This window comes from Acinetobacter oleivorans DR1, from assembly GCF_000196795.1.
GTDB lineage: Bacteria > Pseudomonadota > Gammaproteobacteria > Pseudomonadales > Moraxellaceae > Acinetobacter > Acinetobacter oleivorans.
On record NC_014259.1, the window covers coordinates 1,934,724 to 1,951,663 of the forward strand.

Here is a 16,940-nt window from a genome sequence, read left to right on the forward strand (position 1 = left end):
TATTTCTTACCAAGATGATGACTTAATAAAGCTAAATATTACAGATACTAAAGAGATTGAAAGCATGATTCTATTAAATACACTTGATGCTATAACACCTATATTAACTAATTTGTTTAGTTATGATGTAAGCACAGATAAAATTATTTTTAATGCACCCAGTGATAGTTACATTGTTGAACAGAAAGTTGATAACACTTGGGTTCAAATAAATCTTGAAGAAAAATTTGATTGGTTGAATACCGAATTCCGAGTAACTACTACAGATCAAGCTGGAAATATTTCTCAACCACTGATTACTATAATTAATACTGCATCAGGGACTTATAAACCAACAGATACTACTTCTAATCAAATTGTTAAAGGATCTACAGGAAATGACTATCTATATGGTGGTGATGGAAACGATACTTTAATTTCTAATACAGGCTCGGACTATCTATATGCTGGGGCGGGTAATGACACGTTGATTTATGGTGGTAATTCAAATGCGTATACGGCTTTACTAGGTCAGGCGGGTAATGATACTTATATCATAGATAAAGTATTACTTACTTCATCCAGCTATATTCATATTTTAGATAATGCAGCTGAAGAAAATACTCTTCAGTTAAAATCAGTGTCCTCTGGTGATATTTCACTTAGGCAGTCCGATTCATTAATCATAATATCATTCAATGATTCAGCATCAACAATACGTTTTGGTGAGGGACAATTATCTTCTATTGTATTTGACGATGGAACTGTTTGGGATAAAGCTCAAATTGAAGCGAATACTATTGGTAAATTATTAGGTACTGATGAGGCAGATGCTTTACAAGCAGATGCTGAGATTTCAACTATTTATGGTTTGGGAGGCAATGATACGATTCAAGGTGGTGTACAGAATGATTATCTGTATGGTGGTGATGGGAATGACACACTAATTTCTAATACAGGTACGGACTATCTATATGGTGGTGCAGGTAATGATACGTTGGTTTACGGTGGTAATTCAAATGCATATACGGCTTTACTAGGTCAGGCGGGTAATGATACTTATATCATAGATAAAGTATTACTCACTTCATCAAGCTATATTCATATTTTAGATAATGCAGCTGAAGAAAATACTCTTCAGTTAAAATCAGTGCTTTCTAGTGATATCTTACTTAAGCAATCCGATTCATTAATCATAATATCATTCAATGATTCAGCATCAACAATACGTTTTGGTAAGGATAATTTATCTTCTATTGTATTTGATGACGGAACTGTTTGGGATAAAGCTCAAATTGAAGCGAATACTATTGGTAAATTATTAGGTACTGATGAGGCAGATGCTTTACAAGCAGATGCTGAGATTTCAACTATTTATGGTTTGGGAGGCAATGATACGATTCAAGGTGGTGTACAGAATGATTATTTATATGGTGGTGATGGAGACGATACTTTAATTTCTAATACAGGTTCGGACTATCTATATGGTGGGGCTGGTAATGATACGTTGGTTTATGGTGGTAATTCAAATGCATATACAGCTTTACTAGGTCAGACAGGTGATGATACTTATATTGTAGATAAAGCATTATTTACTTCATCAAGCTATATTCATATTTTAGATAATGCAGCTGAAGAAAATACTCTTCAGTTAAAATCAGTGCTTTCTAGTGATATTTTACTTAAGCAATCCGATTCACTAATCATAATATCATTCAATGATTCAGCATCAACAATACGTTTTGGTGAGGGACAATTGTCCTCCATTGTATTTGATGATGGAACTGTTTGGAATAAAGCTCAAATTGAACAACATATTGCCGAACCTGTATTTGGCACAACTGGTAACGATGTAATCGAGACAAACATAGCAAATCAAACTTACTCTTATATTCTAGGAGATGGTGCAGATACAGTGGTTTTTAATATTCTCGATAACACAGATAATTTAGGTGGAAATGTTAAAAGTGAGTGGACTGATTTTAATCTCGTAGAGAATGATAAAGTTGATTTGTCTCAATTGCTTATAAATGAAAATGGGAATCTTCAAGATTATATTTCTGTAAAAGATACTGAGGCGGGGCTCATTATTTCAGTTGATAGAGATGGGTCTAGTCAATCTACGTATCATTCACAAGAACTAATTTTGCTTACTGGTAAGCATGATACTTTAGAGAACTTAATCGCTTTAAATACCTTTATTCATTAAGTTGTTTAATAATAGACTAAAAAAGAGACTATTAATCAGTCTCTTTTTTAACCCCCCACGATCCGCTTCTCAAGCATCTCCATAAAAGTTTTTGGTAATTTAGCTTTATATTCAAATGAATTAAATAAAAGCTAGAGGTTTTTAGATCGTTTGTAAGAAATTAATTAAAGTAATTGATTTTAAATATAATTTATATTGTAGTAAAGATTAACAATGTTATAGAAATTTTTCTATGTAAGATTATCCAAATACCAACAAGATCTTCACCAATTCTAATGGATATGGCTTAAATAGAAGAAGATTGCTTAATTATGATAAATTTCATATTATTCAAATATAAAGAAAAATTGAATAATGTGTTTTTTTGTGTAAAATAAAGTTCTTATACGTACAATTCTGTATATGAGATGTTAACTAGAAATTTTATAACTACTTCCCTTATTCTTTTTGCGGGTTTTCATCAATATGTCTATGCGATTGAAGATGTTTCTTTACCCAGTCAGGTGCTTCAAGATCAACGTTTAAAAGAGCTTAACCAGCAAATACAAGACCAGCTTGCCCAGCAAACTCCTTACCAAAACACCAAGCCATTACAGGACTTTAAGCATCTGGTTGTTGAAGAGAGTCCATGTGTGGCGGTTAAACAAATTAGTCTTGTCCCTTTAAATGACCAGTCAGAGTCTGAACTACAGCAATTTAACTTTGTGGTTAAAGCTATAAAAAAACACCCACAGAATGTTTTGGGTAAATGTATTGGAACCCAAAGTTTACATAACATCGTGAACTATGCCCAAAACGAACTTTTAAAAAAGGGTTTTATTACCAGTCAAATTGTCGTGAGTCCGCAAGACTTAAATCAGGGTAATTTAAACCTGAGTGTGCAAATCGGTCGCCTGAATAAAATCATAATTCAGGAAGGGAAAATTTCCTCATTACAGCTTAAGACAGGCTTGCCATTTAAAGCAGGTGACATTGTAAATCTAAAAAGGCTCGATCAGGGGTTGGAAAATCTCAAACGTGTCTATGCGGTAGATATGCAAATTGCCCCTGCAAATAGTCAAGATAAAGAATTAACGGGCTATAGCGATTTAATACTTAAACTTCAGCCACTACAAAAAGTTAATTTTAATTTAAGTGTAGATGATTCGGGTAATCAGGATACTGGTACCTATATGGGAAACATCGGGTTAGGCGTCAATAACCCATTTCATTTAAATGATATTTTATCGTTAAACGTGAGTCACTCATTAGATGACTTTCATGAAGACTTAAACCGAAGTTACTTTATTAGTTATCAATTGCCTGTTGGTTATTATGATTTAGGTCTTAGCTACAATGACTATCAATATAAGCAAACAGTCTTAGGTGCGAATGGTCCACTGCTTTACCATGGTAACAGCCAACAAGCCAACCTGAATTTGTCTCGTGTGATTAGCCGTAGCGGGCAGCATAAAACTAGTCTGTATGGAAAACTTTATCATAAGGAAAGCCAAAGTTTTATTGATGATGTTGAGATTAATGTCTTACACCGTAGAACCTCAGGCTGGAATTTAGGGTTTCAGCATCGTCAATATTTAGGAAATGCAGTATTAGACGGCAGCATCGATTACCGTCGTGGGATGGGGGTAGGTGCCCGAACTGCACCAGAAGAAAATATTACCAATATTGAGGGGAAACATCTTCCTGTTGAAGGTTACTCCCGTGCGCCACTTTTAAGTGCCGATCTGCGTTTTAGCACACCATTCCTTTTGCTCGAAAAACCAGCTCAATATCGCCTTAACTGGCGTGGACAATATGCACCAAAAATTTTAGTACCGAATGACCGCTTTTATATTGGTGGTCGCTATAGCGTGCGTGGTTTTGATGGTGAGCTCATGCTTTCCGGAGATAACGGGCAGTATGTACAGCAAGAAATTAGCTTGAATGCACCAATTCCAAATACCCAGTTTTACATGGCGGTCGATCAGGGCTGGGTTAATGGGCGTAATAGCATACCGGGTCAGCGTTATTTACTCGGGAGTGTTTTAGGGCTACGCACCTATCAAAATAGTTTTTATCTGGATGCCTTTACAGGTCGAGGGCTAATTGCACCTGACAGCATAAAAAAAGACTGGGTTACCGGTTTTAGTATCAACCTTTCTTATTAATTTACTTTAGAAAAGACTTAATTCATGAACAAGAATAGTTATCGCATTATTTATAGCAAAGCACGTCAAATGTTTGTGGCGGTGGCCGAAAATGTACGAAGCCAAACCAAGGCATCAGGCCAAAGTGAAGCAAGTACCCAGAGCAATATTAATAACACTGAATCTCAGGCATTTCATCAACTCTGGCAAGTGAAAGCATTGGTTGCCAGTATAAGTTTGTGGATGCCTTTAGCACCTGTCTATGCGGGTATTGTGGCGGATAGTGCAGCAAATGCTGCGAATAGAGCAGTGATTGGTGCTGGTAAGAACTCGGCTGGTACAGTTGTTCCTGTCGTTAATATTCAAACTCCCAAAAATGGGATATCTCATAATATTTATAAACAGTTTGATGTACTGGCTGAAGGTGCCGTCCTGAATAACAGCCGCCAAGGGGCTACGACACAAACGGTAGGAAACGTTGCAGCCAACCCGTTTTTAGCTACAGGTGAAGCACGAGTTATTTTAAATGAAGTAAATTCATCAGCGGCTTCACGCTTTGAAGGGAACTTGGAAGTTGCAGGGCAAATGGCAGATGTGATTATTGCCAACCCATCTGGTATTAGTATTAAAGGTGGTGGCTTTATTAATGCCAACAAGGCAATTTTCACCACAGGTAAACCTCAGTTAAATGCTGATGGTAGTATCAAGCAGTTTACGGTTGACCAAGGAAAAATTACGGTTTCAGCAAACCCTAATTCTAAATTTGGACTAGGTGGAAATAATAACGATGCAAATTATGTAGACCTCTATGCGCGTGCATTAGAACTTAGTGCTGAACTACGTGCTAAAAATGATATTCAGGTCATTGCCGGGGCGAATAATGTCAGTGCAGATTTACAGGATGTTACTGCTAAAACTGGTACTGGAACCGCACCGACATTGGCGGTAGATGTTAAAGCGCTGGGTGGGATGTATGCCAATAATATTTACTTGATGGGAACTGAAAAAGGTTTGGGCGTGACTAACGCAGGGACTATTCAGGCAGTAAATAATCTGGTGATTACCAGTGCCGGAAAAATTGAACACAGTGGCACAATCAGTTCGACCAGTAAAACCCAAGGTTTAGTGAACATACAAACAACGGGTACTGATGCAGCTGCCGATATCAACTCATCAGGCAGTATTAACAGTAATAGCATGCTAAATATCGATTCAGGTAATAATCTGAATGTAAATGCTAAAGAAATTCTTATTAATGTCGGTAGCCTGGCTTCATCACCTTTAATCGTTAATGCCAAAGGTAATATCAATCTGGCTGCTGATACCCGCATTATGGATGACTCACAAGGTGGAGATGTCTATATTGATGCAGCGAATATCAATCTTGCCGCTGGATCAGAACTCAAAAGTAACCGTGGTACAGCAACCATACAAGTACAAAAAGACTTGGTTGCAGCAAAAGGCGCAAAACTGATTGCTGCCAAAGATTTAAATGTTTTAAGTAACGGTAAGTTATCACTTACAGAGAACCATATACAGGCATCATTAGGTTCAATCAATCTACAAGCAAATTCGGCTAATACCCAAAACTTGATTGATCTTCAAGGCGGAACGATTTATGCGGGTAAAGATCTAAACCTGTATAGTTCAGGAGATCTGAATCTAAAGAATCTTGGATTTTCACTTGAAAATGCTGCAACCAGAGTTAAAAACATTAAAGCCTATAGTGGACGTGATCTGGTCTGGAATAATGCTGACAAGGCACTTCCCCTTATTACAGGTATGGTTCAACTTGATGCAGCCAATAATTTAACCGTTACAGCAAAAGAAATTTCCAATAAAGACAGTATCCAACTCCATGCCAATCAAATAACACTCAATAGTGCACTGACGTCACAAAAAAATATTGATGTGAGTTCCGAAATTGCTGATCTTGTTTTAAGTCAGGCACTCAAGGCTCAAGGTGATATTAATCTAACCGCACTTGCTGGTGGAGTTACTGCAAATAGCTTAAAGGCCACATCTTCGGCTGGAAAGATTTCTATACTTGCTAATAAAAATATAAATTTAAACTCGACCCAGACAACCAAGGCGATGCCTTCAGCTGATAAAGATGAATTAACAACTGATCAGACGGTTATTAGTGGTTTAAGAGGCGTAACGCTTGGCTCGATTGGTGATGGCACCGTTAACTTGCAATCAGTACAAGTTAATGCGAGTCAGGGCGATATATTAGTTTCGAGTAATAATGGAATCAATCTAAAAGTTAATAATGATGTAGTTGTTACTGGGGATACGGGCCGATTTAAAACGGTAAATAATGTTCTAAAGGGACAAACTGTTTCGATAGAAAATAGTAAATCTGATATTAAAATCCAAAATACAGACCTCAGCTCTACGGTTGGTAAACTTGCGATCAATAGTAGAGCAGGTATGAGCACAATTATCGACAGTGTATTAACATCAAAAGGTAATACCGAACTCTATGCAAAAGATTTACTGACTTTACAGGGTGTGAATGCTACATCAGACCAGCATCTGGCGGTAAGCTCTGGTCGTACGGTTTATAGCAATGCTGAGTATACGCCAGCGACCAAATGGATTGCGGATAAAGTCACTAACTTAACATCTAAGGGTGTGACCTCTGTAACGGCTACAGGAAACCAAGTATTACAAAATACAAATTTAACAGGTGGAGCGGTTTTATTAGAGGCGGGTGGTTTTATTGCAGGCCAGACTGGATTGAACTTAAATGCGGTCGGAAGTGATTTACTCAAGAATGATACAAAGTTAAATAGCCTGAATGGTGATTTAACAATTCAAACCAATTCTAACTTAACGATTGATCCAAAAGTTTATAGTTTAAAAGCAGTGGGTGATATTGAACTTGTTTCTAAAACCGGTACTTTAACTTTAAAAGGCTATGGAGGAACAACTGGTAATGGATCAGAACAAGTTATTAAGTTGGATACAGCAAATGGCGGTATCAATTTAGAAGGTGCTAAAGTTGATGTTCAAGGTTCACAGTTAACAGCACAAAAAGATATTAAGATCGTCTCGACAAATGGTGACTTGGTGGTTGATGGAGTTAGAAATACAATTACTAATCAACATACTGATGAATATAAGGCAAAAATAACAAAGCTAGATGAAGAGATAAAAATATTACAAAAGTCGAGTGACTATGAGGCCATAATTGCATTCTTTATGAAAGAGGCTCTTAAAGTCTATGCAAGAATTAGTTCGGGAGAATTAATAGAAGGAAGCCCTGAAATGGAGAGAGAGCTTCAAAAAGCTCTTCAAAAGACGACTAAGGAATTCCCAGAATACGTTTCAAAATATGGTCCGCTAAGAGACCAAAAAGATTTTTATTCAGAAATGATAAAACTATTTAACGTAGGTTACGTAAATGGAGAAGTACACTCTGGTTCAAAAATTATCAGCAACACAGGCAACATCCAGCTCGTATCTAATAAAGGTTTAAGTATAAGTGGTTCATCAATTGATGCGAAAGATGGAAAGGTCAATTTTGAAGCTGCTGGAACCTTAGATGGTGAGGGATATAATATTCAAGGAAAATACAATAACCCTACTGAAAACAGTGTAAAAAAAGGTGTTATTAAAGGCAGTATTATTATTGACGCTAACCAAGACTCATATGAGCAAGGAAGTCCTTCTGATAATGATTATCGTTGGTTTAGTCCAGTAAGTCCTACAACTATTAATGGAACTAAAGGTGTTTCTATAAAAGCTACAGGCAAGCAGAGTACAGATAATTTAATTTTACAAGGCGTGGCAATTACCTCAGAAAATGATGTAGATATTGAAGCTTATAAAAATATAATTTTTGATGTTGCAATTAATAATAGTTTTAATAAATCTCAGAAGACTGAGACCAAAAGTAAATGGTATGGCAAAAAGAAAACGATTACCACAACGCAGACTGATGAGAAAAGTGGTGGCTTATCCGTCGATATTGATGCAAAAAATATTAATATTAAGAGTCAAGCAAAGAATACGCCTGCTATGAGTGGTCAGAATCGTACTAGTATTGATATGTATTCAAGTCAACTAACCGCGATTGATGGAAAAATTAATATTCAGGCAGGTGGTGATCTAAACTTTTTAACTGCTGATGATGTATCACTGAATACAACAGATATCAGTAAAAAAAGTTCATTTCTTGGTGTCAAACTGAATAAGTCACATACCACGAATACGCGGAATGTGAAATCAGAATTACCTGCAGAATTAAATGCCGATTATATCGGAACCAAGTCTGGATTTGATACTCGTTTAACAGGAACTGTATTCAACTATCTAGAAGGAGCAGAAATCCAAGCGGGCGGGACTATTACTTTGGAGGGAGCCTCGACTACTGTTACAGAAACTCTAAAAAAAGAGAGTAATAGTGTTGTTTGGCAGTCAATGCAAGATAAAGGCTCAATTACTGAAACTGCTCAATTACCAAGTTTTAACGGTCCAGTCTTACCTACTTTTAAAGCCGCTGGTGGTTTAAGTGTACAAGTTCCAATTAGTGAAAAAGACGCTAATAAAGTTGAGTTGCGGGATGAAATTCTAAAACTGGCTAATCAGCCAGGTAATGCATATCTCAAAGAATTAGTTAACCGAAAAGATGTTGATTGGCAAACAGTTTTATTAACCCAAAAAGATTGGGACTATAAATCACAAGGTTTAACAGGTGCTGGGGCAGCAATTATTGTCATCATTGTAACAATTGTTACGATGGGTTCAGGTACGGCGGCGGCGGCTGGTGCAGCAGGAGGAGCTGCTGCAAGCGGTACTACTGTTGGACTTGGCGCAAGCATGCTCGGTGCTGCTGGCGTTACTACAACTGCAGCTGGAGCAATCGTTCCATCAGCTCTAGGTGCCATGGCAAATGCCGCAATTACCAGTCTGGCAGCTCAAGCAAGTATTGGTTTGATTAATAACGGCGGAGATATTGGTAAAACACTAAAAGATTTAGGAAGTAAAGATTCTATTAAGAATTTAGCAGCATCTGTAGTTACTGCTGGACTAATGAGCCAAGTAGGCACCACTTTAAATATTAAATTAAATGATATGCCTCGGCTAGAGAGACTGACTAATAATTTCATACAAGGTGTTGGTTCTAATATTATTAGTAGTAGCATTCAAGGTAATAACCTATCTGATAATTTAAATGCTATTATCTTATCAGGATTAACCAATGCTCTACATGCTGAAGTAGCACAAGGAATAGGAGAAAACTTTTCCCCTTTATTAAAAGATAATCCTGATCTTTTTGATAAGGTACTTCATAAAATTATTCATATCGCAGCAGGTTGTGCTATAGGCAGTGTACAAAAACAATGTGAGGCGGGCGCAATTGGTGCTGGAGTTGGCGAAATTCTTGCAGAGGCTATGGTTAATGATAATTTAAATAATCAAACTCCTATTAATGAGTTAGAAATTAAAAATTATGGAAAGTTGTTATCAGGAATAATCTCTGCATATGCTGGATATGATGTTAATACTGCTGCAAATGCAGCAGAAACAGTCATTGAGAATAATGCATTCGTGAGTGCTAAAGTTAAACTGGAAGGTGCTAAAAGGAGCTGTACAGATGCTGGATTCGCCTATGGTTCTAGTGGCTGTAAAGAGTTTTTAACTAAAAAATATGAAATGCAACCCGCATTACGCAATGCTTTAGTACAAAGTAAAGTTTCTGAAATTATTTTTGAAACACTTGAAGATGTAACTCCTATTTGGGGGAATATAAAAGCATTTAGAGATGCTGAAACTAAAACTGATTATTTTGTTGCTGGTATAACGGTTTTCCCTATAGCTAAATGGGTAAACTCAGGCAAAAAAGTAATTACTTTAATTTTAAAAGATGGTAGTGAAGTTGATGCCATTATTTCAAGTGCGGGTACAGGATACCGTATTTATGTACCACAAGTTGGCAAAGATATTACTGAGCAAATGGCTAAAGGAAAAACAGTAACATCTACAACTTTTAAACCTGGTGCACGACAAACAATTAATAATATTAAAGGTGTGGATAAATCAGGGAATAACTGGTCGGTTAATTTAATTGGTGACGGTACCAAAATGAATAAAGCGGCTCAAGTAACTTATATAGATGTTAGTCCTGCAGGTGTGAAAACTACTAAAATGGCCAATATTCCTTATGATAGTAGAGGTTTACCTATTTTTGATGATATTGCTAAATTTACGACACCAATTACTACACATAAGACGGAATCTACACAATTTAAGTATGCAAGCTTATCACTATGGGAAGCTATACAGAAAGGTCAAATCAACTCAAGTCAATTTACAAGTGAGCAGCTAAAGCAAATACAAGCTGGGGCTAGTAAAATAAAGGGTTATACTTGGCATCATAACGCTCAATCCGGACCAAATAACATGCAGTTATTACCAGAAGTTGTACATGATGCAGTTAAGCATATTGGCCAAGATTCATTAAAAAAAGGGGTAATTATTAAATGATGATGCAAGATATTGGTGATCAATACCCAAATGGTACAATCGATAAAGAAGTTATTGAGAGTTTTGCGTTGAGTTTAGGTGTGACTTTTCCACCAGAATACATTGAACTTATTTCTAAACATGATGGGCTTTATCCTGAAATTTCTGACTTCGACTATGTAGATACTGATGGGGAGCTGAATATCAGTACAGTTGAATTAGGAGGATATTTGCATGAGCCACGTATAGAGGGGATGCAATTTCCTGAAGGTGATGATGATTATGAGGGAAAGCTCATAGGATTTGGAGCGACACCTGGTGGAAATTTTATTTGTTTTGATTACAGACTTCCTTGGATCAAAGATCAACCAAAAATCGTACTTGTTTTACATGATGACTTCTATGATTCTGGAAAAAATGAAGGTAAAAGAAAGGTTCTATATCTAGCAGATAACTTTGTACACTTTATAAATTCTTTACATGAATTTATTGAGTACTAATCTCTAAATATATAATTTATTTACAGTAAATTGACTATAAAAAGAGGCCATTAGTTGGTCTCTTTTTTTAACTTCCAATAATCCGCTTCTCAAGCATCTCCATAAAAGTTTTTAAAATAATATTGTGGTTTTTGCCTTTATGAGTAATTAAACAAATGGGTGTGCTGTAATGCATTTTTTCTTTTGAAACAGCTTGCATAAAACCATCTTCAACCCATTTTTTTGCATAGTGGTCGGGTAAAAAACCTAAGAATTTTCCTGTTAAAATCAGAAATGCAATTCCTTCACGGTCACTTGCTGTCGCTTTACAGTCTAAAAGCTGATGCAACTTTGCTGCTTCAGGTGTAATTGCATAATTGGGAAGTACAGCTTGCCATTCTTTTAATTCATCTAAATCCATCTTGCTACATTTGCCAAACAAGGGATGGTTTTTACCGCAATATAAAAATGAACTTTCGCTATATAAGTTAAAATAGTCTAGGCCAGACAGCGGAGTCACAAGGGGAATTGCTCCCGCATGTAAACGGTTATCTAGCACACGACACTCAATATCTGAAAGCGTACTCATGCTAATGTTAATGATTACTTCAGAATGTTCTTCGGCGAGTTGTGCCAGCGTATTGGTAATGTAGCCACTTGGCATGGTCACGAGGTTATTAATAATACCTATATTAAATTCGCCCTTTAGACGGTTGTGCATTTGATTGACTTTAGAGCGAAAGTCTTCGATAGAGGCGGTGAGCACTTCTATATATTCTAAAATTTCACGACCTTCATCAGTCAATGCAAACCCTGCGCGGCCACGTTGGCATAACCGAATGCCTAGACGGTTTTCTAAATCACTCATATGCAAACTAATTGCAGAACGACTAATACCAAGAATACTTTCGGCAGACGTAAAGCTGTGACAGTCACAAACCGTTTTAAATATTTTAAGTAATTTAATATCAAAATCAGTGACTTGATTTAATTTTTTAGGTTTCATTTAGTTTTGTTTTTTTAAATCTAAACTCAAGATAATTTGAATTTATCAAAACTATAGTGCTATGTACACTCAAAAAATAGCCTCAAAACAAGAAGAGTGATTATGTTTGATATCGACAAATTAACTGATGACGACGCAGCATCGGAAACCGTTCAATCAAATGCTCAGATGAGCTTAAATTATCAAGCGCATTGGATGCCATTTTCCGCAAATCGTAATTTCCATAAAGATCCGCGCATGATTGTCGGTGCTAAAGGGTCTTATTTAATTGATAGCGCAGGCCGCGAAGTCTACGACTCTTTGTCGGGCCTTTGGACTTGTGGTGCTGGGCATACGCTTCCTGAAATTCAGCAAGCTGTAAGTACTCAGTTGGCAAAGCTGGATTATTCACCGGCATTTCAGTTTGGTCATCCATTGTCGTTTCAATTGGCTGAACGAATTATTCAGCTTATGCCTGAAAAATTGCAGCATGTATTTTTTACTGACTCAGGTTCAGAGTCTGCCGACACCGCAATTAAAATGGCGCGTGCCTATTGGCGCATTAAAGGTAAACCAAGCAAGACTAAATTGATTGGTCGTGCCCGTGGCTATCATGGTGTAAACGTTGCGGGGACAAGTCTTGGTGGTATCGGTGGTAACCGAAAAATGTTTGGTCAGCTTATGGATGTAGACCACTTACCGCATACCTTACAACCCAATTTAAGTTTTACTAAAGGCTGTGCTGAAACTGGTGGCGTAGAGCTTGCCAATGAAATGCTTAAGTTAATTGAGCTACATGATGCTTCGAATATCGCCGCAGTCATTGTGGAGCCAGTTTCTGGTTCGGCAGGATGCATTGTGCCGCCGACTGGTTATTTAAAACGTTTAAGAGAAATCTGTGATCAACACGATATCTTACTTATTTTTGACGAAGTCATTACTGGTTTTGGGCGGATGGGGAAATGGACGGCTTCAGAATATTTTGACGTTACGCCAGATATTTTAAATTTTGCCAAACAAATTACCAACGGTGCTATTCCACTGGGTGGCGTGGTGGCAAGCCATGAAATTTATGATGCCTTTATGCAGCAAGATTTACCTGAACATGCGGTTGAGTTTACCCATGGCTATACCTATTCGGCGCATCCTGTTGCCTGTGCGGCGGCTTTAGCAACACTCGATGTTTTAGAGAGGAAAAATTTAATTCATCAATCGGCTGATTTAGCTCCAAGCTTTGAAAAACTTTTACATGAATTAAAAGGCGCTCCAAACATTATTGATATACGCAACTGCGGGCTGATTGGCGCTGTGCAATTGGCACCCCGTGACGGCGATGCGACGATTCGTGGTTTTGAAATTGGTATGCAACTTTGGAAAGCGGGTTTTTACGTCCGTTTTGGCGGAGATACGCTTCAGTTTGGTCCAATGTTTAATAGCACTGAAGCTGAGTTGCAACGACTCATGAATGCCGTGGGTGAGGCAATTTATCAAGTGAAATAACACTGGTCGACTTAGAACTTAATTGGACAAGATGAATAGACACAAGGAATAAAGATGAACACTTTAGAGAATTTTGACAGCAACACTGGCGCTCACACAGACACAAATCAGAGCCAACAAACCATTAAAGTAGTAGGGCATTTTATTGATGGTGGACTTGTCACTAAAAATACCAAGAAACAACCTGTTTATAACCCAGCGACAGGTGAGAGTACAAAAGAAGTTGCACTTGCAGATACAGAGTTGGTCAATCAAGTGGTTCAAATTGCAGAGCAGGCTTTTCCAGCATGGCGTGATACACCAGTGATTAAACGTGCGCGTGTGATGTTTAAATTTAAGCAATTACTCGAAGAAAATGCTGACAAGCTTTGCCAACTCATTGGAGAAGAACACGGAAAAATTTGCCATGATGCCAAAGGTGAATTACAACGTGGGATTGAAAATGTTGAGTATGCATGTGGTGCGCCTGAGTTTTTAAAAGGTGAATATTCAAAAAATGTGGGTCCAGATATTGATTCGTGGAGTGAGTTCCAACCGTTAGGTGTGGTTGCAGGTATTACGCCTTTTAACTTTCCTGCAATGGTTCCGTTGTGGATGTTCCCGATGGCAATTGTTTGCGGTAATTGTTTTATTTTAAAACCTTCGGAAAAAGCGCCTTCTGCCGCTTTATTTTTAGCGGAGCTTCTAAAACAGGCGGGATTGCCTGATGGTGTTTTTAGCGTTGTAAATGGCGATAAAGAAGCAGTTGATACGTTGCTACATCATCCTAAAATTCAAGCGGTTAGTTTTGTCGGTTCAACGCCTATTGCAGAGTACATATACCGTACGGCAACGGCGAGTGGTAAGCGCTGCCAAGCTTTAGGCGGAGCAAAAAATCATGCGATTATTATGCCTGATGCCGATATTGATAACGTCGTGACATCTTTGTTAGGTGCTGCATTTGGCTCATCTGGCGAACGTTGTATGGCGTTATCAGTCGCAGTTGCTATTGGCGATGAAGTGGCCGATGTTGTGATTGAAAAACTAAAACAAGAAATGAAACAATTGAAGTTTGGACACTATGCAGATGAGCGTAATGACTTCGGACCGCTCATTACGCAAGCACATAAAGACAAAGTGCAAGCTTTTATTCAAAGTGCAGAGCAACAAGGTGCTAAAATTGTTGTGGATGGTCGTGATGCAAAACCGACAGGTTATGAAAACGGTTTTTTTGTTGGGCCGACTTTAATTGACCAAGTTTCGCCAGACATGACAAGTTACCAGCAAGAAATATTTGGTCCTGTTTTACAGGTCATTCGTGTACAAACCATGCAAGATGCAATGCAACTGATTAACGACCATGAATATGGTAATGGAACATGTATTTACACTCGTGATGGTGAGGCTGCTCGTTATTTTACGAGCAATATTCAAGTTGGTATGGTTGGGGTTAATGTGCCATTACCTGTACCAGTTGCGTATCATAGCTTTGGTGGTTGGAAGCGTTCATTGTTCGGTGATTTATATGCATATGGTCCAGATGGTGTGCGTTTTTATACACGCCGTAAAACCATTACCCAACGTTGGCCTTCAACTCAGCTTCGTGAAGCTAAACAATTTGCGATGCCTACATTAAATTAATCAATAAAAGGGAAAACTCTGATTTTCCCTTTTTTGTTTCGTACAAGTTGGAGAAGTACATTTTTAAGACGGTTTTAAAATCAGTTTGTCAATTTGAAGGAATCGAATATGAACAATGATAAAACAATAAAATTAAGTGAAGGACTTTCTAATCGACATGTCACCATGATTAGTATTGGTGGCGTTATTGGTGCAGGTTTATTTGTAGGTTCTTCTGCGGCAATTGCAAAAGCAGGGCCTGCTGCCGTACTCGCTTATATAATTACAAGTATTTTAGTTTTTCTGGTCATGCGCATGCTGGGTGAAATGGCGGTCGCGCAACCTGACACAGGTTCATTTTCTACATATGCCCGTAAAGCCATTGGCCCTTGGGCTGGGTTTACCATTGGATGGTTATATTGGTGGTTTTGGGTGTTGGTGATTCCAATCGAAGCCATTGCTGGAGCTGAAATTTTACACTCATGGTTCCCGCAAATTTCTAGTGCCGTTTATGCATTTGCCTTTATTATTTTACTCAGTCTAGCTAATTTTTTTAGTACCAAAAGCTTTGGTGAATTTGAGTTTTGGTTTGCACTCATTAAAGTCATTGCGATTGTAGTGTTTATTATCATTGGAGCAATGGCTGTCTTTGGAATGTGGCCTTTAGCAACAAATGTGAGTGGTGTTGGTAACCTATTTTCAAATGGTGGTTTTATGCCACACGGAATGGGCGGTGTTTTGTCAGCAATTTTAATCTCAGCATTTTCATTTTTTGGAATAGAAATTCTTTCTATTGCAGCGGCAGAATCTAAAAATCCAGAAGAAAAAATTAAACGTGCAACGAATTTAGTACTTTATCGAATTATTTTATTCTTTGTTGTTTCAATTTTTCTTGCTGTTGCCTTGGTCGATTGGCGTTCCCCAGACTTACAAAAATTCGGTACCTTCCAGTTTGTATTAATGAGTTTAAATGTACCTGAAACTAAATTGATTATGGACGCTGTCGTTTTTATTGCGGTTGCAAGCTGTATGAATGCCGCAGTTTATACCTCGTCTCGAATGTTATTTGCCTTAGGTACACGCCATGAAGCACCGAGTATTGTAACAAAGATTAATAGAGCAGGTGTACCGACTTCAGCCGTATTTTTATCGACTTTGGTTGGCGTGATTTGCTGTGCCGTGAACTATATGTTTCCAGGCCAAGTCTTTGGATTCTTGCTATCCACCACAGGTTCAATCGCATTACTGGTTTATCTTGTAATTGCATTTTCACAATTACGGTTAAGACATAAATTGGAAAAAGAGGGCGCAGCTATATCTTTTAAAATGTGGTTGTTCCCTTGGTTAACGTGGTTTGTAATTTTAGTGATTATGACTGTTTTAGGTTATATGTTCTTATCACCTACCTATAGTTATGAAACTACTTTATCTTTAGGCGTAACTTTATTGGTGGTCATTTGCGGGTTGTTTGTCACGCGAAAGCGTAAAGCAACCAGATCGGTTGCCATGAATTTAGACTAATTAAAAAAGAGTTTATAAAGACTTTGTGTAGTGAAATTTTATTCATCTATGCAAAGTCTTTTTGTTTT

At 37.6% G+C, this 16,940-nt stretch carries 7 protein-coding genes and 1 pseudogene; 7 read left to right on the forward strand and 1 reads right to left on the reverse strand.

Annotation, left to right across the window (positions count from 1 at the left end):
• Positions 1-34: 34 nt before the first annotated feature.
• The 4 genes and pseudogenes from AOLE_RS20900 to AOLE_RS09155 all read left to right on the forward strand — a co-directional run.
• A pseudogene (locus AOLE_RS20900) lies at positions 35-2,188 on the forward strand (calcium-binding protein); the annotation flags it as partial.
• 407 nt (positions 2,189-2,595) lie between these two features.
• Positions 2,596-4,335: a ShlB/FhaC/HecB family hemolysin secretion/activation protein gene (locus AOLE_RS09145; RefSeq protein ID WP_013197786.1), complete on the forward strand. Its 1,740-nt coding sequence runs from the start codon at positions 2,596-2,598 to the stop codon at positions 4,333-4,335.
• Positions 4,336-4,359: 24 nt separating this feature from the next.
• Positions 4,360-10,809, forward strand: coding sequence for a two-partner secretion domain-containing protein (locus tag AOLE_RS09150; protein WP_013197787.1), 6,450 nt, complete (start codon positions 4,360-4,362; stop codon positions 10,807-10,809).
• Entirely contained in the window at positions 10,809-11,288 is a 480-nt protein-coding gene (locus AOLE_RS09155) for an SMI1/KNR4 family protein (protein WP_035331563.1), read from the forward strand. Before AOLE_RS09150 ends, AOLE_RS09155 begins: the two co-directional genes overlap by 1 nt.
• A gap of 67 nt (positions 11,289-11,355) precedes the next feature.
• On the opposite strand, the gene AOLE_RS09160 is transcribed toward AOLE_RS09155, so the two are convergent.
• On the reverse strand, positions 11,356-12,273 hold the full coding sequence (locus AOLE_RS09160; protein WP_013197789.1) for a LysR family transcriptional regulator: 918 nt from the start codon (positions 12,271-12,273) through the stop codon (positions 11,356-11,358).
• Between the two features lie 96 nt (positions 12,274-12,369).
• Between AOLE_RS09160 and AOLE_RS09165 the strand changes: the two genes are divergently transcribed.
• The 3 genes from AOLE_RS09165 (at position 12,370) to AOLE_RS09175 (ending at position 16,872) form a co-directional block, all read left to right on the forward strand.
• Positions 12,370-13,752, forward strand: a complete 1,383-nt coding sequence (locus tag AOLE_RS09165) for an aspartate aminotransferase family protein (RefSeq protein ID WP_081399144.1) — start codon at positions 12,370-12,372, stop codon at positions 13,750-13,752.
• Between the two features lie 54 nt (positions 13,753-13,806).
• Positions 13,807-15,372 (forward strand): CoA-acylating methylmalonate-semialdehyde dehydrogenase, encoded by a 1,566-nt coding sequence (locus tag AOLE_RS09170; RefSeq protein WP_013197791.1) that lies wholly within the window; start codon positions 13,807-13,809, stop codon positions 15,370-15,372.
• Positions 15,373-15,480: 108 nt separating this feature from the next.
• Positions 15,481-16,872, forward strand: a complete 1,392-nt coding sequence (locus AOLE_RS09175; RefSeq protein WP_013197792.1) for an amino acid permease — start codon at positions 15,481-15,483, stop codon at positions 16,870-16,872.
• Positions 16,873-16,940: the final 68 nt, after the last annotated feature.